The organism is Peribacillus sp. SIMBA_075, assembly GCF_046534585.1.
This window is the reverse complement of record NZ_JAWRYN010000003.1, coordinates 259,264-285,570: the sequence shown is the minus strand read 5'-3', so window position 1 is coordinate 285,570 and position 26,307 is coordinate 259,264. Positions and strand designations below refer to the sequence as shown.

25 protein-coding genes, 1 tRNA gene and 1 riboswitch are annotated in these 26,307 nt (G+C 42.5%); of the genes, 17 read left to right on the top strand and 9 right to left on the bottom strand.

Annotated features, from left to right (window positions below; all coding sequences use genetic code 11):
* Positions 1–149: 149 nt before the first annotated feature.
* Both SB775_RS04705 and SB775_RS04700 read right to left on the bottom strand, forming a co-directional pair.
* Positions 150–344 carry a YwbE family protein gene (locus SB775_RS04705; RefSeq protein ID WP_061465859.1) on the bottom strand — a complete coding sequence of 65 codons (195 nt, stop codon included), beginning with the start codon at positions 342–344 and terminating at the stop codon, positions 150–152.
* Between the two features lie 103 nt (positions 345–447).
* A complete protein-coding gene (locus SB775_RS04700; RefSeq protein WP_410860669.1) occupies positions 448–1,977 on the bottom strand; it encodes an FAD-dependent oxidoreductase in 1,530 nt (509 codons plus the stop codon).
* A gap of 1,220 nt (positions 1,978–3,197) precedes the next feature.
* On the opposite strand from SB775_RS04700, the gene SB775_RS04695 reads away from it, so the two are divergent.
* On the top strand, positions 3,198–4,391 hold the full coding sequence (locus SB775_RS04695; RefSeq protein WP_284469144.1) for a ParM/StbA family protein: 1,194 nt from the start codon (positions 3,198–3,200) through the stop codon (positions 4,389–4,391).
* Between the two features lie 8 nt (positions 4,392–4,399).
* Complete coding sequence (locus tag SB775_RS04690; protein ID WP_410860668.1) at positions 4,400–4,939, top strand: hypothetical protein; 540 nt, start codon at positions 4,400–4,402, stop codon at positions 4,937–4,939.
* A 97-nt stretch (positions 4,940–5,036) separates the two neighbouring features.
* Here SB775_RS04690 and SB775_RS04685 read toward each other — a convergent pair whose 3' ends face one another.
* Positions 5,037–6,329, bottom strand: coding sequence for an NCS2 family permease (locus SB775_RS04685; protein ID WP_061465852.1), 1,293 nt, complete (start codon positions 6,327–6,329; stop codon positions 5,037–5,039).
* A gap of 305 nt (positions 6,330–6,634) precedes the next feature.
* On the opposite strand from SB775_RS04685, the gene SB775_RS04680 reads away from it, so the two are divergent.
* The 3 genes from SB775_RS04680 to SB775_RS04670 are packed head-to-tail and all read left to right on the top strand — an operon-like array spanning position 6,635 to position 10,429.
* Positions 6,635–8,284, top strand: a complete 1,650-nt coding sequence (locus SB775_RS04680; RefSeq protein ID WP_410860667.1) for a DEAD/DEAH box helicase — start codon at positions 6,635–6,637, stop codon at positions 8,282–8,284.
* Positions 8,285–8,299: 15 nt separating this feature from the next.
* Positions 8,300–9,208, top strand: coding sequence for a phosphotransferase (locus SB775_RS04675; RefSeq protein ID WP_410860665.1), 909 nt, complete (start codon positions 8,300–8,302; stop codon positions 9,206–9,208).
* 33 nt (positions 9,209–9,241) lie between these two features.
* Positions 9,242–10,429, top strand: coding sequence for a class I SAM-dependent methyltransferase (locus SB775_RS04670; protein WP_410860664.1), 1,188 nt, complete (start codon positions 9,242–9,244; stop codon positions 10,427–10,429).
* Here the strand turns inward: SB775_RS04670 and SB775_RS04665 are convergent.
* Complete coding sequence (locus SB775_RS04665) at positions 10,426–10,554, bottom strand: hypothetical protein (protein ID WP_410860662.1); 129 nt, start codon at positions 10,552–10,554, stop codon at positions 10,426–10,428. The genes SB775_RS04670 and SB775_RS04665 overlap by 4 nt on opposite strands.
* Complete coding sequence (locus tag SB775_RS04660; protein WP_061465848.1) at positions 10,536–12,086, bottom strand: ABC-F family ATP-binding cassette domain-containing protein; 1,551 nt, start codon at positions 12,084–12,086, stop codon at positions 10,536–10,538. Before SB775_RS04660 ends, SB775_RS04665 begins: the two co-directional genes overlap by 19 nt.
* Positions 12,087–12,347: 261 nt before the next feature.
* Between SB775_RS04660 and SB775_RS04655 the strand changes: the two genes are divergently transcribed.
* Positions 12,348–14,540 carry a DNA topoisomerase III gene (locus tag SB775_RS04655; RefSeq protein ID WP_410860661.1) on the top strand — a complete coding sequence of 731 codons (2,193 nt, stop codon included), beginning with the start codon at positions 12,348–12,350 and terminating at the stop codon, positions 14,538–14,540.
* A 206-nt stretch (positions 14,541–14,746) separates the two neighbouring features.
* On the opposite strand, the gene SB775_RS04650 is transcribed toward SB775_RS04655, so the two are convergent.
* From SB775_RS04650 to SB775_RS04635, 4 genes are all read right to left on the bottom strand, one after another.
* Complete coding sequence (locus SB775_RS04650) at positions 14,747–14,914, bottom strand: hypothetical protein (RefSeq protein ID WP_410860659.1); 168 nt, start codon at positions 14,912–14,914, stop codon at positions 14,747–14,749.
* A gap of 304 nt (positions 14,915–15,218) precedes the next feature.
* Positions 15,219–15,695, bottom strand: a complete 477-nt coding sequence (locus SB775_RS04645) for a GNAT family N-acetyltransferase (protein WP_410860657.1) — start codon at positions 15,693–15,695, stop codon at positions 15,219–15,221.
* Between the two features lie 198 nt (positions 15,696–15,893).
* Positions 15,894–16,184: a hypothetical protein gene (locus tag SB775_RS04640; RefSeq protein WP_410860656.1), complete on the bottom strand. Its 291-nt coding sequence runs from the start codon at positions 16,182–16,184 to the stop codon at positions 15,894–15,896.
* A gap of 175 nt (positions 16,185–16,359) precedes the next feature.
* A tRNA-Arg gene (locus tag SB775_RS04635) sits at positions 16,360–16,433 on the bottom strand.
* A gap of 197 nt (positions 16,434–16,630) precedes the next feature.
* Between SB775_RS04635 and SB775_RS04630 the strand changes: the two genes are divergently transcribed.
* The 11 genes from SB775_RS04630 to SB775_RS04580 all read left to right on the top strand — a co-directional run bounded on the left by SB775_RS04630 (position 16,631) and on the right by SB775_RS04580 (position 26,307).
* The gene (locus tag SB775_RS04630) at positions 16,631–17,524 is read left to right on the top strand and encodes a polysaccharide deacetylase family protein (RefSeq protein WP_410860654.1); all 894 of its coding nucleotides are present in this window, start codon (positions 16,631–16,633) and stop codon (positions 17,522–17,524) included.
* An 86-nt stretch (positions 17,525–17,610) separates the two neighbouring features.
* Positions 17,611–17,785: riboswitch (cobalamin riboswitch) on the top strand.
* A 160-nt stretch (positions 17,786–17,945) separates the two neighbouring features.
* Positions 17,946–18,911, top strand: coding sequence for an ABC transporter substrate-binding protein (locus SB775_RS04625; protein WP_477626171.1), 966 nt, complete (start codon positions 17,946–17,948; stop codon positions 18,909–18,911).
* Positions 18,874–19,929, top strand: a complete 1,056-nt coding sequence (locus tag SB775_RS04620; RefSeq protein WP_061465837.1) for a FecCD family ABC transporter permease — start codon at positions 18,874–18,876, stop codon at positions 19,927–19,929. Before SB775_RS04625 ends, SB775_RS04620 begins: the two co-directional genes overlap by 38 nt.
* A gap of 6 nt (positions 19,930–19,935) precedes the next feature.
* Complete coding sequence (locus SB775_RS04615; protein WP_410860653.1) at positions 19,936–21,408, top strand: heme ABC transporter ATP-binding protein; 1,473 nt, start codon at positions 19,936–19,938, stop codon at positions 21,406–21,408.
* Positions 21,405–22,370 (top strand): adenosylcobinamide-phosphate synthase CbiB, encoded by a 966-nt coding sequence (gene cbiB, locus SB775_RS04610; RefSeq protein WP_317778024.1) that lies wholly within the window; start codon positions 21,405–21,407, stop codon positions 22,368–22,370. Before SB775_RS04615 ends, cbiB begins: the two co-directional genes overlap by 4 nt.
* A complete protein-coding gene (gene cobD / locus SB775_RS04605) occupies positions 22,345–23,418 on the top strand; it encodes a threonine-phosphate decarboxylase CobD (RefSeq protein ID WP_410860652.1) in 1,074 nt (357 codons plus the stop codon). The genes cbiB and cobD overlap by 26 nt, the downstream gene beginning before the upstream one ends.
* Positions 23,391–23,966, top strand: a complete 576-nt coding sequence (locus SB775_RS04600; protein ID WP_410860651.1) for a bifunctional adenosylcobinamide kinase/adenosylcobinamide-phosphate guanylyltransferase — start codon at positions 23,391–23,393, stop codon at positions 23,964–23,966. The genes cobD and SB775_RS04600 overlap by 28 nt, the downstream gene beginning before the upstream one ends.
* A complete protein-coding gene (cobS, locus tag SB775_RS04595; protein WP_089362064.1) occupies positions 23,963–24,754 on the top strand; it encodes an adenosylcobinamide-GDP ribazoletransferase in 792 nt (263 codons plus the stop codon). Before SB775_RS04600 ends, cobS begins: the two co-directional genes overlap by 4 nt.
* The gene (locus tag SB775_RS04590; RefSeq protein WP_410860650.1) at positions 24,712–25,329 is read left to right on the top strand and encodes a histidine phosphatase family protein; all 618 of its coding nucleotides are present in this window, start codon (positions 24,712–24,714) and stop codon (positions 25,327–25,329) included. Before cobS ends, SB775_RS04590 begins: the two co-directional genes overlap by 43 nt.
* Positions 25,281–25,709, top strand: coding sequence for a bifunctional adenosylcobinamide kinase/adenosylcobinamide-phosphate guanylyltransferase (locus SB775_RS04585; protein ID WP_089362062.1), 429 nt, complete (start codon positions 25,281–25,283; stop codon positions 25,707–25,709). Before SB775_RS04590 ends, SB775_RS04585 begins: the two co-directional genes overlap by 49 nt.
* A gap of 13 nt (positions 25,710–25,722) precedes the next feature.
* A complete protein-coding gene (locus tag SB775_RS04580; protein ID WP_317778021.1) occupies positions 25,723–26,307 on the top strand; it encodes a cob(I)yrinic acid a,c-diamide adenosyltransferase in 585 nt (194 codons plus the stop codon).

The following is a 26,307-nucleotide window of genomic DNA, read 5'->3' as shown; positions in this document are numbered from 1 at the left end:
CTCAACCCTATTGTACGAAGTATGAACGGGAAACATGATTGAAATATCTCCATCTTTATCGATGCCGTCGAAAAACCCATAAAAAATTTCTATAATATCTTCAAGCTTAAGATATACAAAAAAAACACTCGGCCTGGACCGAGTGCGCTTTACTTATGAATGACTTGAACCCTGCCAACCTGGCCATCAGTCAATCTTACTTTAATTCCATGAGGGTGACTGCTGGAGTTGGTTAAAATATCCTTTACAGTTCCGCTTGTCAGTTTTCCGCTGCGTTGATCTGCTTTAAGTATAATGTCCACTGAGGCACCAGGGGTAATGTCTTTCCGATTTTTACCGTTCATGTTCAATTCAATCCTTTTCAGAGTTATTTGCAATCATTCAATCATGCATAACTTCAGTATAAGGAAAACGGCGAACCCAGTCGACTATTACTAACATTGTCCATTAGCGTATTTTTTTCAATGGTTCGACGGCAGGACCATTTAATACTTCCCCGGTTATAGAGTAACGGGAGGAATGGCATGGGCAGTCCCAGGTACGGTCGCCGCTGTTCCATGCAACCTCACAGCCCATATGGGTACATGTGGAATCGACAATATGCAGCTGACCATCATGATCTCGGTAGCACCCAGCCTTGTCTCCATTGACCTTCACGATTGCCCCTTCATCAATGCCTAAGTCTTCTGGCGTTTTAAGAATGGTGGCCAATTTGCCTTTTATCAAATGTTTCGCTACATCAGCATTAAGTTGAACTATATTCTTCATATTCTTCAAGCCTTTTAAACGGGAAGGGGCATACAATTCTGCATACCGGTTATCCCTTTGCAAAATATGGTCAGTCAAGATTTTAGCGGCAATCGATCCATTCGTCATACCCCATTTTGCATAACCCGTTGCAATTTGAACGTTTTGATGATTGGATGTCACTGGACCGACGAAGGGGATATTATCCGGTGACATAATATCTTGTGCCGACCAGCGATATGGAATATCCGTAACATCGAAATATTGGGAACTGAAGTCCTTTAAGGCCTCATAATGCTCGATAGTCGAGATTCCCTGGCCTGTTTTATGGCCTTCCCCGCCGACAAGTATAAGTTTTTCCCCATTTTCCAATTCCGTATAGCGAAGGGATCGGGTAGGGTTGTCTGCACTGTAATACATCCCACCTGGATATTCCTGATCAGTCTTAATTCCAAGTACATAGGACCTTTTTACATAAACACGGGCAAAGTATAAGCCCGTTTCATCATTGAAAGGGAAGTGGGAGGCAGCGATTACCTGATTGCTTTTGATGGTATATCCAGTATCGGTTTGAACGGTCGGTGGGTCGCCGTCTTCAATCTTCATGGCCGTTGTCCGTTCATAGATTGTCCCTCCAGCTTCAAGAATCTTGGAGATGAGGACAGTTAAATATTTTAACGGATGGAACTGTGCTTGATCTTTCATTATCACTGCAGCTTTACAAGGAATGGAGAAAGGGATACTCTCTGCATAATCCCCCCGAATGCCAAGCTTTTGATAGGCTTTCAGTTCATTTTGGACTTTGCTTTTATATTCATCGGTGTTCGCGTAAACATAGGCATCCTGTGCAGTCAAATTACATTCAATGGAATGTTCTTCTACCAAGTCTTTGATTAATTTCATTCCATCTGCATTCGCTTCATAATAGAGTTTGGCCTTCTCTTCTCCATGTTCGGTGATCAACTGGTCGTAAATCAGGCCATGCTGGGCTGTTATTTTTGCTGTAGTGTGTCCGGTTGTTCCAGTAAGGATTTCGCCTGCCTCAATCAGTGTGACTTTAATGCCTTGTTTAGCCAATAGATAAGCTGAAGTGATTCCAGTTATTCCGCCACCTACTATTAAAACATCAGTTGTTATATCTTTATCTAGTTTAGAAAACGAAGGGAAAGTTAACGCACTGCGCCAATAGGGTTCCGGAAATTGAGGAAGGTTTGTATTTTTATCAGTCATTTGAATACCTCCATACAGTTCATTAGTGAATCGTCCATTTATTACCATACCCAAATCCGCTATTTATACCCCTATTTTTTGTAAGAGAAAGATTCAGAAAAATACATTATTTGGTTTGTTTACAAATACGTATACATGTAAACAAAAATAGATTTGTTGTACACAAATATGTATTCATGTTTACAATTGTGTACACATGGCTATATATAAGGTGTATACATATTTTTTTCTATTGAAAACAATTCGACAAATATAGCTACAACTAATGAAGGAATGACTATCGGGATAACTTTTTCAGCTTCCAGAATCGTGGGGAGGAGGGCCGTCAAATATCTTAAAGGGGCGAAACTGTGCTTGGATCATAGAAGATTTACAAGCAGAAAGGAATTTCTACTGCATAATCCTCGCGAATGGCTAGTTTCGATAAGCTTTTAGTTCTTTTTGAATTTTACTTTTATATTCATCAGTATTCGCGTGAATATAGTATCCATTGCAGCCTAATTACATTCAATGGAATGTTCTTCTACCAAGTCTTTGATAAGCTCATTCCGTCTGCATTGGCTACATAATATAGTTTGGCTTTCTCTTCACCATGTTTTAGTGATCAAACAAATCGTAAATCAGGCCATGCTGTGGTGTGTCCCGTTCCGCCCCGTTGTTCCATTAAGGATTTCGCCAGCATCAATTAGTGTAACTTTAATACCTTGTTTAGCTGAGTAATCCCTGTAATTCCGCTGCCTGCAATTAAGACGTCAGCGGTTATATCTGTATCTAGTTTAGAAAAAGAAGGGAAAGTTAACGGACTGCGCCAATAAGGTTCCTAAATTTGGAGGTTTCTGTATTTTTCTCAATCATTGAATACCTCTGTACAGTTCATTAATGAATCGCCCATTTATTACCACAACCAAATTCACTATTTATACGCTTATTTTTGTAGGGGGAAAGATCAATTAAAAATACAATATAAGGTTTGTGTACAAAAACGTATACGTGTAAACAAAAAAAGATGCATCGTGTACAATTACGTATACCTGTGTGCAAATGCGTACACATAGCTATATATAAGGTGTATACATATTTGTTCCTATTGTAAACAATTTGAAAACAATTCGACAAATCTAGCTATTACTAATGAAGGATTGACTATCGTGGAAACCTTTTCTATCCTTAAAGGGAATGCTTCACTATTTTTTTTCTATAAAAAAGGGGATGTTTTTTAGATGAGTTCTAGAATCGCAGCAGTAGACGTAGGAAATGATGCTATCAAAGCTATTTTTGGAAAGCTAGAGTCTGAACTATATATACCGAATGTCATTGCAAAAGACATAGAGGACCGTCCGGTCATTGGGATTGAGGAACTTAATGAAAAAAACCCATTGGAAGGGATTCATATTAGGGTCCATTCACCGGCTCTGCAAGACAATAATGCGATTTATCGCGTTGGGAACTTGGCGACAAAAAGTGATAATCCTACAGAACTGGATTTAGGAAGCAGTAAATCGGAAGAAGATCAAACATTAGTCATGCTTTTTGCGGCTCTTGCATTAGACGCTGCCAAGTTGGGGGACAACGATACATTCAAAAAAGTGAATAATGTTGTGGAAGCCAACTATACGCTTGGAACAGGGTTGCCACTTCGGGAGGTTAAAGAAGGGAAAGACGTCGGGTACCGCTCGAAATTACTTGGTTCAGTCCACCAGGTGGAATTTTTAATTACCCCTAAATACCAAGGCATGAAGGTTAATATCAAATTCGATGAAGTGAAAGTCTATCCAGAAGGCTTCGCTGCATACATAAATTTGGTCATGGATAAAGATTTGAATATCATTAACCGTGAATTAATAGATAGAAGAATACTCATTCAGGATATCGGTGGATTATCGACAGATATCGCGGTCATTAAAAACCGTAAAGTTGACGATGACAAAGCTCAAGGATTCAATTTGGGAGTAGCTGAAGCCCTTGAATCGATTCGTGAAGAAATCAGGAAGAAACATGGTGTCGAGCTGGATAGCAGACGCGACGTCGTTGAAATCATCACGAAGAAAAATGATCGCAATCATATTATGGTTCGCGGAAGCCGGACTAGTGTCCATGATATCGTTGACCGTATTTTGGGAGAACTGGCCAAAAAGCAATATCGCCACCTGCGCAATGTATGGCAAAAAAATTCCCAAACGGAAATCTGCTATTTTGTAGGCGGGGGATCAATTGTCCTGAAAGATTACTTGAAAACATTGAATCAAAATTTCGATGGCTACAATATAGACTTTTTCGAAGATGAGCGGGAAAGCGTTTGGATGATGGCAAACGCCTATTATAAATTGATTTCGGATTTTAAACGCCGGAATGCAAAGGAACAGAATCAGTCCCAGCAAAAGAAGAAAGAACAAAGAACGGGTTCCATTAAATAGGTGAGAGAATGAAAAAAACAGCTTCTTCTGAAATTAAAAGAGGGCAAGCCATCACTTTTCGTATCCCTTCGGATGTATCAGACTATACGTTAAGACAGCTGCAGAAATTGAAGGAAACGGAAAGAAGGAATTTTTCCAGTAAAATTGCCGAGTATGTTCTCGATGGAGTCGGGCAATCCACCCATCAGGATCGGGAAATGATTGCCCTGCCCATGCCGAACAAGCTAAGCAAATCTCAGCGTGATTGGCTCAAGCATTCCCACTCAGAAGCTATGCTTGGAACGATTATGTACAACCTTTTATCCGATCCTTTACGCGCTACGGCCTTGCTTGCCTCTTTGAACAGTAATGGATCGAATGAGGAATATATGCAAGTTGAGCTTGAAGAAAAGGAAGTGGATGGGGTCAAGGAAGACTTGCCTAAGAGAGATCTAGATGATTTTGATTGGAGTTTGGAAGAACCCGAACAACAAGTGGAAGAACCCGAACAAGAAGAGGAAAATCTTGATGATCTCCTGGGTGATTTTCTTGATCAAATGAACCAGTAATATATAGGAGGATATCTGACGAAAAGTTGGATATCCTTCTTTTTATTGGAGAGCTGGTTAAAAAAAGAGGAACCACAGGGGGTTCCTCTTGAAATGATCAAGCTAGGAAAATCAGTTGATAGAGGAATAGAATAGCAAACACGTACACGAACGGATGCACTTCACGGAACTTGCCTCTAGCCATTTTTAAAATGGGATAGGCGATGAATCCAAGTGCTATCCCGTTTGCGATGCTTGACGTTAACGGCATGGCGACAATGACCAAAAAGGCTGGGAATGACTCATCAAAGTGTGTCCAGTCAATTTCATTAATGCTCTTGATCATCATACTACCCACGATGATCAAGCTTGGTGCCGTGATTGCCGCTACATTTGAAACAGCCCCTATCAGTGGACTGAAGAAGGCAGTTATTAAGAAAAGGATGGCCACAACTAACGCGGTTAAGCCTGTCTTGCCTCCTGCTCCTACCCCAGCCGAAGATTCAACTGAGGCTGCGGTCGGGCTTGTACCGAACATAGCACCAACGGTAGTGCCGATGGAGTCTGCAAAAAAAGCACTGCCGGATTTTTCAAGCTTATTATTCTTCAACAATCCGGCTTGACGAACAATGCCTAATAAAGCACCTGTCGTATCGAATAACATCACAAGTAAAATGGAGAAGACGACGCCATAAAGCCCGTAGTTAATGACATCCGCGATAGATGTGATTGGATTGGCGACTATTATCCCTTCAGGTAATGTAGGAGTGGAAACAAGCCCATCCACTTCCAATTGGCCTGTAAAGAAAGCGATTATGGCAGTCACGATCATCCCGATGAATATCGCACCCTGTACATTACGTACGATCAGCACGATCGTAATGACCAGACCAACCAATGTAAGTGCCACACTAGGGTCCCTGAAGCTTCCAAGGGTGACTAGATTGGATTCATGCTGTGTTACGACACCTGACAAGCGAAGTCCGATAAAGGTGATGAAAAGTCCGATTCCGGCACTGATTGCATGCTTTAAGTTATTGGGGATGGCCTCAATCAATTTTGAGCGGAAAGAGGTAAGTGATAAAAGGATAAAGATGATACCGGTAACAAAGACCGCCGAAAAGGCAACTGTGTATGAGATATCATGGGTTCCCAGTACCGAGTATGCAAAATAAGCATTCAATCCCATGGCCGGTGCTATGATAATTGGGTAATTGGCCAAAAGGGCCATGCATAGGGTACCGACTATTATTGCGATTATGGTTGCTGTGAATGCCTGGTCGAAAGGAACTCCGGCATCAGAAAGGATCATTGGGTTTACAACGATGATATAAGCCAGTGTTAAAAAGGTTGTAAGCCCCGCAAGTACTTCGGTCTTAATATTTGAATTCCGTTCTTTTAATTTAAACATGCGGTCACTCCTTTTTTATATAAAAAAAATCCTTGCAAAACTCTACAAGGATAAGCTGCTTACCCTTTTTCAAGTAAGCAGCTCGATAGTATGGATAATAAAACCTTATAAATTATATTAGAAAAATAACTAAAGTACAATAGCATGAAAAATTTTAAGTGACAGGTTTTCTCGAAAATAGATAATGATATACTAACAAATAGCTTAGACTAAGAAAAATGACCTTTAGTGAAGGAAGTGTACCCATTTCCTGAAGTTGGTTTACAAGTCAATAAAATGAATAAATTCAGAAAGTAGGCAAATACATGACAAAATTCATCGACCTTGGCGTCAGCCCGGCGATTAACATGATATTAAAGCAAATAGGAATATCCAACCCCACCCCCATACAGGAGAAATCGATACCGGATATCCTTGCTGGAAGAGATGTCATCGCGAAGGCGCAGACGGGAACGGGGAAGACCTTGGCGTTTTTGCTGCCAATCCTGGAAAAAGTCGATCCTGCTGCATCCCACATACAATCCCTGATCGTCACGCCAACCAGAGAATTGGCTTTGCAAATCACAGCCGAATTGAAAAAATTCGCCAATGAAATCGAAGGACTTCAGGTGCTTGCAGTTTATGGCGGGCAGGATGTCGAGCAGCAAATGAAAAAGCTGACAAGAAATATTTCTGTGGTGGTTGCCACACCAGGCAGGTTATTAGATCATTTAAGAAGGGGCACCATTGACCTTTCCCAAACTCAAACACTTGTGCTGGATGAAGCTGATCAAATGCTCCATATTGGATTTTTACCAGAAGTGGAAGAAATCATGGGTCAGCTTCCAGAGGAGCGCCAAACGTTGCTCTTTTCAGCGACGATGCCTGAACAAGTGCATCAATTGGCTAAGCGCTACATGAATAAACCATTAACCGCCGCTGTGAAGGCTGAGCAAGTAACGGTCGAGCAAATCAGACAACTTGTCATCGAAACGACCGATCGTGCCAAACAGTCTTCATTAATTAACATAATTAAAGAAGAACAGCCATACCTGGCGATCATATTTTGCCGTACAAAACGTCGCGTTTCAGTTTTGAATGATGCCCTCAAGGCAGCCGGATTCAATTCTGAAGAACTCCATGGGGACCTTTCACAGGCAAAGCGGGAACGCGTCATGAAAAACTTCAGGGATGCCAAGCTTCAATATTTAGTGGCAACGGACGTTGCTGCACGAGGACTTGATGTAGAAGGTGTGACACATGTATTCAATTATGATGTTCCCGAGGACGCTGAAAGTTACATCCATCGAATTGGCCGTACAGGACGAGCGGGTGAGAATGGCTTGGCTGTAACCTTCATTGCCACGAAGGATCTTCAGCTTTTAAGCGATATAGAAAAAGGGATCTCCATGAAAATCGAAAGAAAGACGATTGAAGGAGTGAAAATGTTCCAACCTGATGAGGTGGGACAAAAAAAGAAACGTTATGATGATAATGCTGAAGTGGGTACCCGCCGACCGCATTCAGGAGGGGGAAGGCGCCATCGGGAACGGATAGATACGAGAGGACCGAATCGAGGCAGTCACCGTTCTGTAAATCAAGCGGACAATCGTGAAATCGAAAGGGAGAAACCACGGGGAGGCCGGATGGAAAACAGCCGCGGACCTAAACGTGAGGATTCACGGGGAGGCCGGATGGAAAACAGCCGCGGACCTAAACGTGAGGATTCACGGGGAGGCCGGATGGAAAACAGGTTCGGACCCAAACGTGAAGATTCACGGGGAGGCCGGATGGAAAACAGCCGCGGACCCAAACGTGAAGATTCACGGGGAGGTCGATCGGAAGACAGCCGTGGACCAAAGCGTGACAATCCACGAGGAGATCACAGAGACAGCCGTAGAGCAAACAGTGCACAAGGGCCAAGTAATCTTAGGGGTGGATCAGGCAGCAGCCCCAATAGAGGGAGAAACCGGTAAAAGGGGGAGACTGGAGTGGAAAAGCCTTGGTTGGCAGAATATCCAGTTTCGTTGGAGCTTGCAGGAAAATTGATCATGCTGCAGTTTCCGGAAATTGAGTTGAAAGAGATCAAGCAGCTTGGGGAGGGGTTCGATAATACGGTCATACAAATCAATGGGCAATTTGTATTCCGTTTCCCTCGCCGCCCTATTGCAGTTACGTTGATTCAGTTGGAAAATCAGCTTTTGCCTTCAATTGCAGGGACTTTTCCGCTTGATATCCCTGAACCAATCTTTTTTGGGAAACCAAGTACATTATATCCTTATCCTTTTACCGGTTATAAAATGGTAAAGGGACACTTGCCTGTAGAAGGAACAAAAGCAAAGAAGGCTGAATCGGCAAAAAGATTTGCCCATTTTTTGAAAGTTGTTCACCGTTTCCCTGTGGAAAGGGCTAAGCATTTAGGTGTACAGCCTGATGGGATGATGAGGCTTGATGTATCCTATCGCAAGAAGTCGCTAATGGAAAATGTCTCAAATCTAATAATGCTAGGATACTTTGAACAAGCTGATGCGGTTAAAGATTTTGTTGGAGGGCTAGGCGAGTTGGGTGCTCCGCAACCGAGTTCACTCGTTCACGGAGACATTCATATCCGAAATGTTTTACTTGATGACGAAGGCGTTCTTACAGGTATCATTGATTGGGGAGATGTGCATATCGGAAACCCTGCCATTGATTTATCCTTTTTATATAGTTATTTCCCAAGAGAAGCACGCCGAGGCTTTTTTGAAATCTATGGTGAAATCGAAAAAGAAACGGAGAGCTTAGCCAGGTTCAGAGCAATATATATGCTTGTTACATTACTCGTTTATGGCATTGACCGCCATGATGAAGAGCTGATAGCCATTACGAGTACCGGTTTGAAATTTGCTATAGAAGAATAATTGTAATGCTCTTTTGATGTCTAGGAGGTTCATATGAAGGCAAGTTATTATCATGCAATCACATTAATGGGGAATATGTTGGAACAAGCTAATATTCCTTATCAATATACAGGTCGACCTGCTCTGTTCGTGCAAGGAGTGGATATTGATAATTATGAGAACATCGTCATTGATGTACAATGGGATCTTTTTGATGAGGCATTAGATCTTTTTTCCGAATACTCCCCGACAAATCCTGAAAAAAGTCCTGAGACTGCCTCTTTTCAAATGGATGTCGAGGGGATTTCTGTCACTGTCCACTGCAGGTTTAACACGACCATTAAAACAGACCCTTATCGTTTGCCTATAAAGATGGGGGATATGGAGGTATGGTGCAGGTCGTTGTACAGTTATTTATACGATGAAGAAATGAGAAGGTACAGTGCCGAGATTCATGCTTACTTATTTGCCGAGCAGAAAGGGTTCACAGCGGAAAATGAACAGGCGTGGAACCAGAATAATTACTTAGCGCTTGTCAATCGTTATGGAAATCCTGCGGAACTGGCATCGAAAATCAAGCAAAACCCAAAATGGAGACTGCACCCTTTTTATAAATATATGGGGGACATATCCGGCAAAAAAATCACTCATTTGATGGGGTCGAACGGTGTCAAAGCAGTTGCGATGGCCATATTGGGAGCCACAGTGAAAGTTGTTGATTTTTCCCAGGAAAACGCAACGTTTGCAAATGAGCTGGCAAATGGGTCCGATGTCTCCATCGAGTATATTGTTTCCGATGTGCTTTCATTACCGTCGGAACATGAATCAGGGAATCAGGATTTGATCTTAATGGAGCTTGGAGTGCTTCATTATTTAATCGATCTCCAGCCGTTATTTGAAAAAATTAAATCGATGTTGAAACCCGGAGGCCGATTCGTACTGCATGAATTTCACCCGATTTCAACAAAGCTCATTACTTCGAATGGCAAAAAGCATAAGATAACAGGAAACTATTTTGCCCCGGCAATCGAAAATAATGAGGTCGCTTTTTCCAAGCATATGCCGGATGAGGAAAAGGGGAGCCTTTCAAGAGTTGTACAGCGTAAATGGACAATCGGGGAACTTATAACGTCAATAGGTCAATCAGGGCTTGTTATTAAAGTACTCGAGGAAGAACCGAATCATAAAATCCACGATATTGGACTTCCGAAAACATATACATTGGTGGCGGAACGAGTTTAAGCTGCTGTTAAGGAAATAATGCTGACTGAATGAGCCTTTTCAGTCAGCTTTTTATTTACTTCATAATAAAAGGGGATGCCGCGTTCTGCGACATCCCCTAAAAAAATTAATTTTGAGCCGACCATTCTTCTACATCCCATACTTTGGTAACCCAATCTTCATAGAAGTCAGGTTCATGGCATACGAGGACAATCGTTCCTTTATACTCTTTCAATGCACGTTTCAGTTCTTCTTTTGCAACGACATCCAAATGGTTAGTCGGTTCATCGAATAACAGCCAATTGCTTTCGGTAAGCATAAGTTTACACAGACGTACTTTTGATTGTTCACCACCGCTTAAATGGCTCATTGGACGTGTAATGTGCTCGTTTTTCAGACCGACACGGGCAAGAATGGCACGTACCTGTGGTTGGTCTAGATGCGGAAATGCATTCCACACTTCATCGATCGGTGTCGTATTGCCTGCTTTGACTTCCTGTTCAAAATATGAAGAAAAAAGGAAATCGCCAAGTGATCTTTTGCCGCCTAGAGGATCAATTTTACCCAAAATCGTTTTTAAAAGAGTGGATTTTCCAACTCCATTACAGCCGACCACGGCAATTTTTTCTCCCCGTTCGATTGTCATGGACAACTTCGGAAGCAATGGGCGGTCATATCCAATTTCCAAATCCTCGCCTTCAAATACATAACGGCTGCTCGCACGTGATTCTTTAAAGTCAAAGGTAGGTTTCATTGCAGTTTCTGGACGATCGATACGTTCCATGCGATTCAATTGCTTTTGACGGCTCTTTGCCCGACCGGTCGTTGAGTAACGGGCTTTATTTTTTGCAATGAAATCTTCTTGCTTTTTAATGAATTCACGCTGTTTTTCATAGGCATTGATGTGCTGATTTTTATTCAATTCGGCAAGCTCAAGGAATTTTTCATAAGTTGCCGTGTAACGGGTCAGTTTTGAAAATTCAAGATGGAAAATGACGTCGACGACGCCGTTCATGAACTCGGTATCATGCGAAATCAATAAGAAAGCATTAGGATATTCCTTTAGGTAGCTGCTCAGCCAGCGGATATGCTCTACATCCAAGTAGTTCGTCGGCTCATCAAGGAGCAATACTTCAGGCTGTTCCAAAAGTAACTTGGCTAGTAAAACTTTTGTCCGTTGTCCACCGCTTAGGGCAGAAACGTCACGGTCCAATCCGATTGCATCCAACCCTAAGCCGCGTGCCGCTTCTTCAATTTTAATATCCAGATTGTAAAAACCACCGGCTTCAAGCTTGTCCTGGATTTCACCCATTTGTTCCAAGAGTTCTTCAAGTTCTTCTGGAGTGGCTGTCCCCATTTTCTCTGTTACTTCATTCAATGCTTTTTCCTGCTCGAATAAAGGTAAGTATGCATCCCTTAAGACGTCGCGAATCGATTTACCTTTAGAAAGTATCGTATGCTGATCTAGATATCCATATTCGACACCAGGTGTCCATTCCACCCGGCCATCATCATGGATAAGCTGTCCTGTAATGATATTCATCATCGTTGACTTTCCGACACCATTTGCCCCGACCAGACCAACATGTTCGCCGGCCATCAGGCGGAAGGAAACATCCTTGAATAAGGTGCGGTCGCCAAAGCTGTGTGCTAATTTATCTATAGAAAGTAAGCTCATTTATATTGAACCTCCCAATTAATTTGAAAAAATCCCTACGTTTCATCATACTAAAATCTGCACGGGATTGCTATCTAATCTATTAATTTACATATATGCCCTTTGGTGACAATCGAGCCCTTGGCAGGAAAAATCGTATTGATGAATATAGGATCGACACCTGTTGGACCTGTTTTTGGATGCCATGCCTATGCATTATCGCCCTGTTATAAATTATGTGAGATAATAGAGAAATCAGTTTAAAAGGGAAGGATGTTTACTATGAGTAAAACAGTCGTACTGGCCGAGAAGCCTTCGGTCGGAAGAGATATAGCAAAAGTGCTGAATTGCGGGAGAAAGGGTAATGGTTTTTTTGAAGGGGATCAGTATATCGTCACATGGGCTCTAGGTCATTTGGTGACACATGCAGATCCGGAAACGTATGATGAAAAATATAAAACTTGGCGCCTTGAGGACCTGCCCATGTTGCCGAATTCTTTGAAATTGGTCGTGATCAAGCAATCAGGCAAGCAATTTCAATCGGTTAAAACACAGCTGAACCGCAATGATGTCAAGGATATCATCATTGCAACAGATGCAGGCCGTGAAGGGGAACTTGTTGCACGCTGGATTCTCGAAAAAGCGAATGTGAAGAAGCCGATCAAGCGGCTTTGGATTTCCTCTGTAACGGATAAAGCGATTAAAGATGGATTTAAAAAGCTGAAGGATGGCAAGGAGTATGAAAATCTATTTGCCTCTGCTGTGGCCAGAGCGGAAGCGGACTGGATCGTTGGGATGAACGCGACACGCGCCCTTACAACCAAGCACAATGCCCAGTTATCCTGCGGTCGGGTCCAAACGCCGACACTTGCGATGATTGCAAAAAAGGAAGAAGAAATAAAACAATTCCAGCCTAAAAAATATTATGGCGTTTCGGCAAATGCAGAATCCGATTTGCGCCTAATCTGGCAAGATGCCCAATCAAAAGATATACGCACATTCGATAAAGCCAAGGCAGAAAAGGTTCTAGCAGCCGTGAAGGGGAAAAAGGCAGAAGTGGTGGAAGTGAACAAAGCCCATAAGAAAAGTTTTGCCCCTTCTTTATATGATTTAACGGAACTTCAACGGGACGCCAATAAGAAATTCGGCTATTCGGCGAAAGAGACATTATCGATCATGCAGCGCTTATATGAAAGCCATAAAGTCTTGACGTACCCAAGGACGGATTCACGCTTTTTATCAACGGATTTAGTTGATACGCTAAAAGAAAGATTACAGGCCGTCAGCATTAAACCATATGCCCAGTATGCATCGAGGATCCTGCGCAGTCCGATTAAGGCCAATAAATCGTTCGTGGATGATAGTAAGGTATCGGATCATCATGCAATCATCCCCACTGAGCAAACTCCGCTACCGGGAAAACTGAGCGACAAAGAATCGAAAATCTATGATCTGGTCGTTAAAAGGTTCCTTGCCGTATTGATGCCGCCTTTTGAATATGAGCAAACGACCATAACCGCGAAAATGGGGCAGGAGACGTTCATGGCAAAAGGGAAGGTCGTCCTGAAATCAGGCTGGAAGGAAGTCTATGATCATCAATTTGATGAGGAAGAATCTAAAGATGGCCTTGCCGAGCAACTGCTTCCGAACGTTCAAAAAGGTGACAGTTTAACCATTTCGACTGTGAAACAAACAGAGGGTGAAACGAAACCGCCGGAACCATTCAATGAAGGCTCACTTCTTTCGGCAATGGAAAATCCTGCTCGTTTCATGACAGGGGAAAGCAAAGAACTCATCAAGACTCTGGGTGAAACTGGCGGAATTGGGACTGTTGCAACGCGTGCTGACGTTATTGAAAAACTGTTCAATAGCTTCCTGATCGAAAAGAGAGGGAAGGGCCTTCATGTTACTTCGAAAGGAAAACAGCTCCTTCAATTGGCACCTGAAGACTTACGATCTCCAGCACTGACAGCTCAATGGGAGCAAAAGTTAACAGCAATTGCAAAAGGAAAGCTAGCAAAACAGGCTTTCATCGGCGATATGCGCGCCTACGCTAAAAATATCGTTCATGAAATCAAAAATAGTGACCAAAAATTCAAGCATGATAACGTGTCAGGAACGAAATGTCCTGATTGCGGCAAGCTGATGCTTGAAGTGAACAGTAAAAAGGGGAAAATGCTTGTCTGTCAAGATCGTGAATGTGGCCACAAAAAAGGTGTTTCACGTGTAACAAATGCCAGATGTCCACAATGTCACAAAAAGATGGAAATGCGCGGTCAAGGAGAAGCACAGACATTCACATGTAAATGCGGTTTTCACGAAAAGCTTTCTTCTTACAATAAACGAAGAGGGCAAAATAAAAATCAAAAAGTATCAAAAAATGAAGTCTCCAATTATATGAAAAAGCAAAATAAAGAAGAGCCGATCAATACTGCATTAGCGGATGCTTTGGCCAAACTGAAATTCGATAAATAAAAGAAATAGGTCCTTCACTATTAGTTTTTAAAGTGAGGGCTCTTTTTGTGGGATTATTTGCATGGGCAGAGTGGGCATAATCCTTGCAGTTTTCTGCTTCCGCAGGGCTATCTTTCCAGACAATATGAAGTGGCGAAATTCATAAAAAAGACAGTGGAAAGGGATGGAGCATTCGCTCCATCCCTTTCCATATATCGCGGCTACGACTAAATTTCATTCAGTACGGTCCCGTGCAATTCATATTCAAGTGTTTTGTCAGTTTTTTTTTTGTGTTTATCCGAATCCACTAGTGTAAGCGTACAGAATGGCTGCTGATCACCCGGACTGAAAATTGCTTCATCATTCTCTGGATTCCATAGGCTGTAAATACTCATGATCAGTATCCTCCTTTGGGTGAGAAGACTAGTAATTCCCTTTTTGATTATCATCTAACTCTTCAATTGACTCTAACGCTGATCACCGGGACTAAACACCGCTGCGTCATTCTCTTTGTTCCATTGGCTTCTGATTGTACTCATCGTGCACATCATCTCCTTTGGTGAGAATGTCTTACAGTATTTTTATACCCGGCTGGGACAGGTTCAAACATTTCTTTTAAAAAAAGTGTAATTATATACCAGTAATGTATATCCATTATTTTTCTGCAGATATTTATCGAAATAAAAAAATGAATATGAATTAAATGGTTAAATTCATAATATATTGTTCGCCGATATTTCCAAACTTTCTCAAACCCGTATCATGAAATCCAGCCCTAACATACAGCTTTTGTGCGGGGATGTTCTTATGATTGACAGCTAATACAATTTCATCGCAATTAGGAAATTCTGATTTAACAAACTCGGCAAGTAGGAACATCCCTTGTTTTGCATAGCCTTTTCCCTGCTGCTTATAATCAACTGATAATGCGGTCAGCAACATGGCATTGGGGTTAGTCGAATATTCTTTTACGCGATCTGTTGAATGCAGTAAAAAGAAACCCACAGGTTCATCATCACTTAAAATGACAATACGATGCTGCCCTTTTGTAACGTCTGTAAACTTGTTTGGCAAGGCAGTAAATAGACCTTGTTCTTCAGGCAGTTCAAACTGATTTAGTTTTTCGGAATATTCATCTGAAAAATGCTTTAACTCAACGGAATTTACCTTTTCCATAAAATGCTCCCCCCTAACCCTTCTTCTATATATTACCATTACGAAGCCGGCTATCTTCTTAATTTAAATAATTAGTGCCATTTAAAATTAAAGTTCACCGAATGTTCAAGAATGGTAATATTTTAGATTTTTAATTATTATTTACCATCCAATTTTAAAGATTTATCCGATACATATCATGATAACTACAATTTGCAGTCAAAAAAGGGAGGTAAAGCAGAAAGCTTTATCAGACGAATCAAATGTTAATTCTGAAGGACCTACAACAATAGAATTAAGCGATGGTTCATCTGTTGAACTTAGTTCAACAGATGAAGTTGATAACAGTAATTCAAGAAGCATTCGGACACCTTCAGCAACTTTTGCACGGAGAAAAATATCTAAGGCTTCTTGCAGTGTGTATTCAATTGTGAAACTTTCCGTAGTCTTACTGGTCAATTTCCGTTCCTTTAACGCTGTTCCACGCTGTTTAATAACGTGTTTTTTCATAAAAAAAGCACCTCCAGACATAGAAAGATAATAGTGAAATGGAATATCACTGTTTCCTACGTACAGAAGTGCTTTTATCCTACATACAATTTACGGCTTTTATGGTCATGCCAACAGAAAAAAACCCTGCTACAACACGGAGAAACCGCATTATAACAGGGCTTATAAACTTTAGCGTCCCAGATAGGAATCGAACCTACGACCTACAGCTTAGGAGGCTGTCGCTCTATCCTGCTGAGCTACTGGGACATATAAAAAAGTCGACGACTTATTTATTATATTTCTTATAGGCAAACTTTTCAAGTTAATAGCAATAATAATTATGAAAAAAAACATCTAGACGCTTAGGGGGCACTCAGCTCTCCTGTTTCCTTACTCTTCATTAAATGGAATACTTTATTATTTCCTGGTTTTCTGGTACTATTATGCTAGAAAAAATTAGGAGAATGATAGTGGGGAATTATAGAGTTTTATGGATGGTGACGCTGCTGGGGATTTTAATTTTACCGGGATGCTCACAAGGGATTTTAGAGGGTATAGGCACAAAGACGGCTGCGCCGATCACGGAAGGTAACATTGAAGTGGCTGCAGCAGCGAAGAATGACACTGGGCAGGATTCAGAGGACGAATTATATACTGAACGAATCGATACGAGAGACTGGATAACGGCCGAGTCCGCGGTACAGCTTCCAATATTGATGTATCATAGCATTTCTGAAGGCAATGGCCTTCGGGTACCAAAAGAGGAATTCCGATTACAAATGACCTGGCTTCGGGAAAATGGTTACTATACATTATCCCCTGAAGAAGCATTTCTCGTTTTAACCGAAAATCGGATGCCAAGTGAAAAGTGTGTCTGGCTTACTTTTGATGATGGCTATACAGATAACTACACGGAAGCTTTCCATATACTAAAAGAATATGATATGAAAGCGACTGTCTTCATGATCGGGAAGTCCATCGATAAAGGTCATCACCTGACTGAAAATCAAATGATGGAGATGAGCGGGAAGGGGATTTCGATCGAAAGTCATACTATCAACCATTTGGAGCTGAACCGAATGACGTCAGAGCAGCAAGAAGCGGAAATGGTCCAGTCAAAGGATCTGTTCGATCGTATCCTGCAACAGGACACGACAGTGCTTTCCTATCCAGTTGGTCGTTATAATGAAGAGAGTCTCAGGCTTTCAGAAGAAGCTGGATACAAGATGGCAGTCACTACTGAACCTGGAGGAGCTTCAAGGGACCAAGGGATGTATGCCTTGCATCGAGTTCGGATTTCACCTGGATTATCAGTAGATGGGTTCGCGTCGCTGATAGAAAATGCTTCAAATCATTGAAAATGGACGGTGCATTTCAAACTTGTTCAGAAAAATCATATAATAATCGATTCTAACATGGTGTATAATGAAGGCAGTGAAAATTATATACATATGAACGATTTGGTGTCTTAATGACTTAAAAGGGAAGCTGGTGAAATGCCAGCGCGGTCCCGCCACTGTATTTGGGAGCTGACGGCTGTGTACCACTGTATGGGATATGGGAAGGTGCCGTTGACGATGACCATGAGCCAGGAGACCTGCCAAGATTCGTACACCTGTAACCTACGCGGATGGGAAGGTGTGTGGCAGACCCTAAGAGTCCGTAATGATATTGTTGCCATACAAGCATCTTCCGTTTAACGGGAGGTGCTTTTTGTTTTGGGTGCCTTCCGAGATTATTAGGTGAAGAAATTAAATGAAAAGATTGTGGGGAATGAAAATGAAGAAGATTTTTGGTTTGATATTGTTGATGTTACTGACTGCAGGCATGATGGTTGGCTGCAGTGACGCTACTGATGAAGGAAAAGAAAAGCAGCAAACGAATCATGCTCAACACGACGCTTTCCCGATTACGATTAAAGATGCAACGGGCGAAAAAGTAACGATAGAACAAAAACCGAAGAAAATCGTTACGTTGATACCAAGTAATACAGAAGTGGTATTTGCACTTGGTTTAGGTAAAAAGGTCGTTGGTGTTTCCGACAATGATAATTACCCGGAAGAAACGAAAAAAATTAAAAAAGTTGGCGGAATGGAAATGAACACGGAGCTGATTGTCTCCATGAAGCCTGACCTTGTTCTTGCCCATGCATCAAGTGCCCATAATTCAAATGAGGGATTAAAGCAGCTTAAGGATGCTGGAATAGATGTCCTTGTAGTCAATGATGCACAAAGCTTTGACCAAGTCTATGAATCTATTGAAATGATTGGAAAGGCAACGGGGGAAAATGATAAGGCAAGCGAAATCGTTGCGGATATGAAAACGAAGCTCAAGGATATTCAGGAAAAAGTCAAATCCGTTAAGGAAGCGGATAGGAAGACCGTTTTAATTGAGGTTTCGCCATCACCGGATATATATACACCTGGAAAAAATACCTTCATGGATGAAATGCTTCATATTATTTCAGCGGATAACGCTGCTGCTGAATTGGACGGCTGGGCAAAAATTGATGAAGAGTCGATGATTGCTGCAAATCCGGATGTCATCATTACAACGTATGGTAATTATACAAAAGATCCAGTAAGTGAAGTGACAGGCCGAAAAGGATGGCAAGACGTAAATGCCGTTAAGAATGGCCAAGTCTTTGATGTCCCTTCTGACTTGGTGACCCGTTCCGGTCCACGCTTAATAGAAGGAGTAGAGGAACTTGCAAAAGCAGTCTATCCGAACCAATTTGACAACTAAATGGGCGTTTGCTTATTTGATTGCGTTGTTAATTTTGTTATTCGCAATGACGATAGGCATTTCCTTTGGTTCGGTGCCAGTTCCGATTTCCGTACTTATACAAATAATCGGCAAGGAGATTTTTCACTTGCCGATTTCTGCCGATCCGGATGTGATGCTTACGAATATCGTGATGAACATCCGCTTGCCGCGTGTGCTGCTCGCTGGTTTGGTTGGGGCATCACTTGCGATTGCCGGGGCAGCCTTTCAGGGACTGCTCCGGAACCCGCTCGCTGATCCTTACACATTAGGTATTTCTTCAGGAGCATCGGTCGGCGCCGTATTGACAATATTCTTGAATATATCACTGCCATTCATCGGTTTATATACTCTTCCGGCATTGAGCATCTTATGTTCAGTGCTCACGATGCTCTGCGTACTGACTTTTGCAAAAAAAATGGATCGGTCGATGAAAGTGGAAACGATCATCTTAACGGGAATCATTTTCAGCTCGTTTTTAAGTGCCTTCATTTCATTGATGATTGCGCTGACGGGTGAAGAATTAAGACAAATCATCGGCTGGCTGATGGGAAGCGTCTCAATGCGCGGATGGAATTATATCGTAATCATTTTGCCGTTTTTTATCATTGGTTCGTTGACCTTGATCATGAATGCAAGCGAATTGAATGCGATGACTTTCGGGGAAGACCGGGCAAAACACTTAGGTGTAAACGTGAAGCGGCGGAAAATGTGGATCTTGATAGCCGGTTCGACATTGACAGGGGCAGCCGTTGCCGTTTCAGGGGCGATTGGTTTTGTAGGATTGGTCATTCCTCATTTCGTCCGGAAGATTTGGGGACCTGACCATAAACATTTGCTTCCGTTGTCATTGTTGATAGGAAGCGGATTCTTAATATTGGCGGATTTTGTAGCACGAACGATCATTGCCCCAGCGGAACTGCCGATCGGGGTGATCACCTCACTTATCGGGGCACCGGCATTTGCGCTGATTTTATTAAAGAGACGGAGAGAAGGGTAAATACGGATGCTTGAAGTAAAAGGGTTAACAGGTGGATATGACAACAAAACTGTTTTGGACTCTATCTCTTTTGATGTACATAAAGGGGAATTATTCGGGATCCTTGGTCCTAATGGCAGCGGAAAAACGACGCTTTTAAGCATGCTTAGCGGGGTGCTTGATTATAAGGACGGAAGCGTACGGATAAGAGGCAGGGATTTGAAGGAATATTCATCAAAACAACTTGCACAGGTCATTGCCGTGCTCCCTCAACATTCCTCATTAGCTTTCTCCTATACAGTAAAAGAGACGGTCTCACTTGGGAGGTATGCCCATCAAACGGGCTGGTTCCATAGTTGGTCCGCAGAAGATGAAATGATCGTCCAACGGGTTATGGAACAAACGGGAGTAGCGGATTTTCAGGATCTTCATTTTGAACGATTGTCAGGTGGGGAGAGACAACGGGTCTTGCTGGCACAGGCACTTGCCCAGGAACCGGAAATCCTTTTTTTGGATGAGCCTACAAACCATTTGGATCTTTCCTATCAAAAGGACCTTCTTGATCTAATGAGAAAAATGGCAAAAGAACAGGAGTTAACCGTTATTTCAATTTTTCATGACTTGAATTTGGCTGGATTATATTGTGATCGGCTTATGTTGCTTGAAAAAGGGCAAATTCAGGTTGTTGATGTGCCGAATGAAGTGCTCCAACAGGAACGGATTCAAGGTGTATATCATACGACGATCGAAAAACATCCACATCCCGCACTTCCGAAACCTCAAATGTTCATCGTTCCGGAGAAGCATGGCAATGACACTATCCCATTGGAAATTGATGAATCTTATCTGACAATAGGACCTGAGATGATTCAATTGAATTCTCCGATCCCGCTTAGAACGATGTCTTCTGGAGTGACCGGTTCGGGTACGGGCTGGCATAAATATTTCGTGAATAGGCATGTCCATCATGATTATGACTGCGAAGATCATCATGTTGAAATGGCCGGCTATTTAAGAACTCATGGATTTGAACCGCAGGAAACGGTGGGGATGATGACAGCCGTCTTTCTCGATACGGTTGCCTTCAAGTTAATGAGAGCTGAAGATTTCTCGGTTTTTATCATCGTGACGGCTGGTGTAGGGAATGCCATCGACGCTTCTTTAGCTGACCGGCATTCTTGGAGTTCCACTCCAGGAACCATAAATACATGGATATTCATAAATGGGCATTTGGCAGAAGAGGCTTTCATACACAGCATAGTTACTGCAACCGAGGCAAAAGTAAAAGCGCTTCATGATTCGCATGTCTTGGATAAGGTGACGAATACATGTGCAACAGGAACATCGACCGACAGTATTTTGATTGCAGCGTCCCAAAGAGGGAAGGCGCTTCAATATGCAGGCACCATCACTCCGTTAGGGAAGCTGATCAGTCGCGGTGTATATGATTGTACAGTAGAAGCAATAAAGAAAAATCGGAAACGGATTGAGGATCTATGATTTACCATCATCTTATTGCAGTTACACTGGCGTTTTTCCTTGATTTATTAATTGGTGATCCGCCAAATTGGCCGCATCCAGTTAAATGGATAGGAACGATGATAAGCAAGTTGGATCAGGCATTCAATAGAGGGGCATATAAGAAACGGAATGGACTCTTCATGTTGATCATCGTCTTAGCGATGGTGATATTGATTACAGGCCTAACCGTCTACTTGGCTTATCGGATCCATCCGCTTGCAGGTATCCTTTGGGAGGCTGTTGTCATTGCCACTACGATAGCTCAGAAGGGCTTAAAGCAAGCTGGAATGGATGTGTGCCATCCGCTGAATGAACGGGATTATCCTGAAGCGAGGCTAAAACTTTCCTATATCGTGGGCCGTGATACTGCTGATCTTGATGAATCCGAAATCGTCAGGGGGACGGTAGAAACTGTAGCAGAAAATACCAGTGATGGTGTTACTGCCCCAATGTTTTGGGCAGCTGTCGGCGGTGCGCCGCTCGCGATGGTGTACAGGGCAATTAATACCTGCGATTCCATGGTTGGGTACAAAAATGATAAATATGGGCAATTTGGCTGGGCTTCAGCTAAGCTCGATGATATCGTGAACTGGATTCCCAGCCGCCTCACTGGGTTCCTGATGTTGCTGAGCTCAAAATCCGGCTATCATGGATTTGGTGCTAGATGGAAGATATTATTCAATGATGCTAAAAAACATCCAAGTCCGAATAGCGGGTGGTGTGAAGCAGGGGTTGCTGCCATTTTGGGAATACAGCTAGGCGGCCGGAATATGTACAAAGGAATTGTTTCCGACCGTGCGAGGATGGGCGTTCCGCTTGTTCGATTAGAAGCAAAACATATACCAAAAACGATTACCATCATGCATCGGTCATCTTTTCTATTTCTACTGATGCTATGGCTAGGGGGACTTATTCTTGACATTACCTTCTCATGGCTCTAATCCTCATTATCTTTACGAAGCGCTGGAAATCGAAATGCCTGAATCTGTTCTCGATTTCAGTGCTAACATCAACCCATTGGGTCCGCCTTTACGTATAAAGGAACAGTGGCCTGAATTTTTCGAAGGAATCTTACATTACCCAGATCCGCATGCGATTGAACTGACAAAATCAATTGCAAAAAAAGAAGCGCTTCCTGAGCAATCCGTTTTGGTGGGTAATGGTGGTGCAGAAATAATCATGTTGGTAGCGAACAGGTTAACCAATCAAAGGGTGTTAATCATTCAGCCGGCATTTGCGGAATATGCAGAAGCTTGTTTGGCAGCAGGATGTGAGGTAGATTTTCATCAGCTTGATGCACCTGAGTGGAAACTGGACTTGGATCGGTTGATTCCTAGATTATCCGAATATGATGCAATTTTCTTATGTACGCCTAATAATCCGACGGGTGTTTCATTTAAGAAGGATGAAGTTAGGGAATTGATCTTTGAATGTCAAAAAGCGGATTGCCTGGTTGTCATGGATGAGGCTTTTTATGATTTCACGGAAGATGCCTTTACTTATGCTTCTTTAATCAATGAATTTCCACATTTACTCATTCTAAGATCAATGACTAAAATCTTTGCAATTCCGGGTTTGAGACTAGGCTATTTGCTTGCGGCACCTGACATCATAACCCGTGTAAGAACTTATAAACCGCATTGGAGCGTCAACCATGTTGCATTGGAAGTAGGGAAAATCTGTCTTGCTGAAGAAGCATATATGAGAAAAACAAGAGACTATATTCAATTGCAAAAGCAGAAACTATTCCGGTTTTATGAGGAACAAGGGTTGAGTGTCTCTGATAGCGCAGTTAATTTCTATTTAGTGAAAGATGAATCCTTATCCCTTTTTCCCTTTTTGCTAAAAAAAGGAATAGTACCGCGCCATACCTATAATTTCCCGGGGTTGGATGGAAAGTGGCTTCGGTTTGCAGTGAAGAGTGAACGTGATAACGAAGCGCTGATGGAGGGGGTAAGACAGTGGAGAAAGCAAGGCTCTGTTTTATAACCGGGGGTGTCCGGTCCGGAAAAAGCAGTTTCGCGGAAAGAAAAGCCCTTGAATATGCACTTCAAACGGATGGGAACTTGCATTACCTCGCTTGCGGCCGTGTCAGTGATGTTGAAATGGGTGAACGCATCCTTAGGCACCAGAAAGATAGAGAAAGCAGCCCAATCGCCTGGAAGACTTCGGAATACGCAACGGATATTACACGAATAGGAGCGGACATTAATCAGGATTCCATAATCCTGCTCGATTGTCTGACAACCCTGCTTGATAACGAACTATTTGGCCCAGGTGTTCCGCTTGAAAAGGAGTTTTTACAAAGCGTTTTTTCAAAAATAATAACCGGGATCAATGAGATAAGAAAACGATCCAGCTGTTTAATAGTCGTGAGCAATGAATTGGTGCAGGAACCGATTTTCCAGAATGATTTCCTCCATATATACGGAAAAACATTAGGCCTGCTTCATCAAACGATCGTCGGGCAGGCGAATGAAGCCTATCTAGTTGAATCGGGAATCCCATTGCGGAAGAAAGGGTGCATGCAGGAATGAACGCAGTGATTGGATTTTTAATTAACCTGCAGTTCTTTACAGTTTTTCCAATTAAGAAGCAGCTTCCTATGGAGAAGAAATATATACACCGTGCCATTCAAACCTTTCCGCTAGTTGGTCTTTTACTAGGCTTGATATTGGGCGGTGTTTTATATGCACTAGTGGAATGGACCCCATTATCATCGCTTGCAATTGCCTTTTTCCTTTGGTTTTTGACGATGGCATTAACGGGAGGTTTGCATCTCGATGGCTGGATCGATGCAAGTGATGCTTTTTTTTCCTATCAGGATAAAGAGCGGCGATTGGAAATCATGAAGGATTCAAGGACAGGTGCATTCGGTGTCATCTCCGTCATTGTCCTTTTGGCCGCCCGGTTCATATTTATCTATGAAATTGTCGAAAGGGTCAATGAATGGACATACTTCTTGATCATTGCCCTTCCACTCTTAAGCAAATGTGTGATGGGTTATTTACTTATCCGGATGCCACTGGCTAAAAAAGAGGGGCTCGGCGCTTTTTTTCAAAGTGCAGTAAAGAAAAGCAGTTTGCCCATTTATTTGCTGTACCTCCTTGTAAGTCTGGCGATCGCCTGGATCATCGATTTTAAGCTTGTCACCTTATTTTTCATCATGTGTCTGGCTGCACTGTTTTTCCTGTTTTATATAAAACGTAAAGTCATCAGTTGGTTCGGTGGGATAACGGGGGATGTACTGGGGGCATCCGTGGAAGGGGTTGAGCTTTGGTTATGGCTGATATTGTGGCTATTACACTACTTCGCCATGGGCTGACAGTAGCAAATGAGCGAAAGGCCTATTTAGGCTGGACGGATTCTCCATTAAGTACCGAAGGAGAAAAGGAAATTCAAGACTTAAGGGGTTCTTACCCACAGTATGAAAAAATTTACACGAGTGATTTGCCTCGTTGTGTGGAAACTGCAAGACTGCTGTTTCCAGATATAGTTCCGGTCAAAAGCGCTTCGTTCCGTGAAATGAATTTCGGCAGTTGGGAAGGGCAGACGTATGATGATTTGAAGGCAGATGAAGATTATCTTAATTGGCTGGAACGTCCCATGGAGGCATTGGTGCCTGGGGGTGAAAGCTATCCGGGATTTTCCGAACGTGTTAATAATGGCTGGAAACAATTGATTGCCTGTAAGGAGAACCGATTTGCCATAATGACACATGGTGGGGTAATTCGTGACTTATTGGTCCGCTATGCCCCGAAGGAAAAGAATTTTTTTGATGGGGGGATTTCCCATGGCAGGGGATATGAGCTGATATGGGAAGACCGGAACAGCTTAAGGAGGGGAGAACGATGCACTTTGTTACAGGCGGCGCCTATAATGGGAAAACTAAATGGGTAAAGCAATTGTATGGTCTGGAAAGTGATGTCCTTTGGCTATCCGGTTATCGAAAAGAACAGCCGGAATTGATTGATTTTCAAGGCAAAACTGTTGTATTGCAGGGATTGGATGCATGGATACAACAAGATGCAGAAAAGATGGATTCTGATTCGATTCGAAAAAGGTGGAAGGAAATCATGGCTGACTGGCGAATATGGGAGAAGGAAAGGGATGAACACCATTTCATTGTGATCGGCTCTGATATTTCCAAAGGCATTGTCCCGATGGAAGCAAGTGATCGCAGATGGCGCGATGCCTGCGGATGGGTCTTTCAAGATGTAGCATCCATATCAAGGCGCGTTGACATCATTTGGTACGGAATTAACCAAAGAATAAAATAGAGGAGGTAATGGGATGAAAATCTATACACGTACAGGGGATAAGGGACAAACAAGCGTAATCGGAGGCCGGCTTGACAAGGATGACATCCGTGTTGAATCGTATGGAACAGTGGATGAAGTGAATAGCTATATCGGTCTTGCGGTGACTGAATTGGATCCCGCTATATTTACGGATGTATTGGCCGATCTAGAGAAAATCCAGCATGAGTTATTTGACTGTGGCGGTGATTTGGCAACCGTTTCCGAGAAGGCACCACAAAAGCTGACGGATGAGGCCATTACCTATTTGGAAGAACGAATAGATGCCTTCATACTCGAAGCGCCGGAATTGGAAAAATTCATCCTGCCTGGCGGCTCAAAAGCGTCTGCAACCATTCATATTGCCCGAACGGTTACACGCAGGGCGGAACGGTTGGTCGTTTCTTTGATTAAGTCGGGTGCGGCAGTTTCACCATTATCTCTACAATATTTAAATCGTTTGTCGGATTACTTCTTTGCTGTTGCACGTGTGATCAATTTCCGCCTTGGTGTGAAAGATGTGGAATATATCCGCAGTGCAAATGTATTCCGTGGAGGGAAAAGAAAGGAAAAAGAGTAA